Origin of the sequence: Pantoea stewartii subsp. stewartii, assembly GCF_008801695.1 — a bacterium.
GTDB classification, from domain to species: Bacteria; Pseudomonadota; Gammaproteobacteria; order Enterobacterales; family Enterobacteriaceae; genus Pantoea; species Pantoea stewartii.
Map to the genome: position 1 here is coordinate 1 of NZ_VZPF01000276.1, position 435 is coordinate 435.

General features: G+C 44.1%; 1 protein-coding gene. It reads right to left on the bottom strand.

Annotated elements, in window-relative coordinates:
* Window positions 1-91 (bottom strand): NAD-dependent epimerase/dehydratase family protein (locus F7Q90_RS26155; protein ID WP_151161220.1); only part of this gene is annotated, 91 nt, incomplete at its 3' end.
* Window positions 92-435 lie beyond the last annotated feature (344 nt).

Genomic DNA, 435 nt, shown 5'->3' on the forward strand with positions numbered 1-435 from the left:
CGAGGATGACGACGTCATGACCATTTTGCAGCAATTGTACGCAGGTATGACTTCCAATGTAACCGCTACCACCTGTAACCAATACTCTCATAATTCGCTCCGTTAAGCCTATAGTATGGAATAACCATAGCATAACAAAGATGCGAAAAGTGTGACATGTAATAAATTAGTGGAATCGTTTACACTTGAGTTCGCTCACAAATAGACGTCAATCATTTGATGGTAAATCAACGGATTTCAGCATGATCACGCCTTTTATCTGAAAAAGCACGAAAAAAGCGCTTTACACGCCCGGAATGGCATTAAGGTAATGCAGATTGCCGATAGAGATAGTGGTCGCCGTCCGGTACAAATTCCAGCCGATGAGTAATACAGGCTGGCGCATCCTCCGCATGATGCGAAACAAACAGCAGTTGGGTCTCTCCCTGGTGAAGT